1 protein-coding gene and 1 pseudogene are annotated in these 923 nt (G+C 56.6%); both read right to left on the reverse strand.

The annotated features are described in order from the left end of the window. Positions 1-207: 207 nt before the first annotated feature. Positions 208-507: a hypothetical protein gene (locus tag M8744_RS17700; protein WP_251420062.1), complete on the reverse strand. Its 300-nt coding sequence runs from the start codon at positions 505-507 to the stop codon at positions 208-210. A 331-nt stretch (positions 508-838) separates the two neighbouring features. Next, positions 839-923 (reverse strand): annotated as a pseudogene (locus M8744_RS17705) (IS5/IS1182 family transposase); the annotation flags it as partial.

The following is a 923-nucleotide window of genomic DNA, read 5'->3' on the forward strand; positions in this document are numbered from 1 at the left end:
TTCCTCCGCACTTGAAGTGCGGATATTAAACAAACAGGTGGGTCAATTTTACTCGCTCATAACCCACCTAAGTGGGTCAATTTTGCACGCCGATTCACAATGATACGGATGATTTCGTTTGTGATGACCTCAGAGGCATCGAATTTGGGGGGGCAGGAACGGGCCATGGCTGGCCTCCTTTCGAGTTTTAATGAGAGGGAATGGTGATCAGGCTGACTGACGGGGCCGCGGATTGTTGACGATCCTCGCGCCGAGCCCTTCGACCATGTCGATGTAGGTGGTCCAACCGAGATGGATGAACGTGCCCCCTTCTCCACAGATTACATGGGCATTCGGCAACGTCGCCACCTGCCTGAGATAGCCAAGGTCGCCGAGAATGGCTTTGCGCTCGAGTTGCCGCGCCCGCGCCGACTGGCCGGTTCGGCGCAGTTCCTTGTGTCGCCACCATGAGGCAGCGGTTGCGCGCAACACGCGCAAGACACCTGTTTGCATCGGAATGCCCTTCATCAGGAACGGCAGACCGGAATCCGGCCCGGGCCCATCTGAGGGACCCCAAAGGCCCTCATCCGTCAGTCACAAAACCCGAAGGACACTTTCACTCTTTAGGGATCTGATGCCGGGGAGCGTTAAATGCAAAGCTCATGAGAACGTAGGATCCTCCACTTTCCGGCATCAGACACCAATGAGGAACAGGATCAGGCCCGGACGCCCTCTTTCGGGCATCCTCAGGCCTGACCTCCCCCGGCCCTCCTCTTCCTCTCAAACCCCATGATTTCCCTAGGCGGCTTGATTTTGTTCCTGTTATGTTCTATGGTAAGAACCACGCTAGGCTCAGGACTCATAGCCAATAAATGACGAGCGCCGCGAGTGCGATGGCGGAGAGGAAGACCTTTGGGCATCTGTCGTATCGGGTCGCCACACGT

It is taken from the genome of Lutimaribacter degradans (assembly GCF_023703375.1).
Classification (GTDB): domain Bacteria; phylum Pseudomonadota; class Alphaproteobacteria; order Rhodobacterales; family Rhodobacteraceae; genus Lutimaribacter; species Lutimaribacter degradans.

What these genes read in the sequence shown, in the direction of transcription:
- M8744_RS17700 (WP_251420062.1), bottom strand. Translation starts at nt 507, where the DNA reads ATGAAGGGCATTCCGATGCAAACAGGTGTCTTGCGCGTGTTGCGCGCA.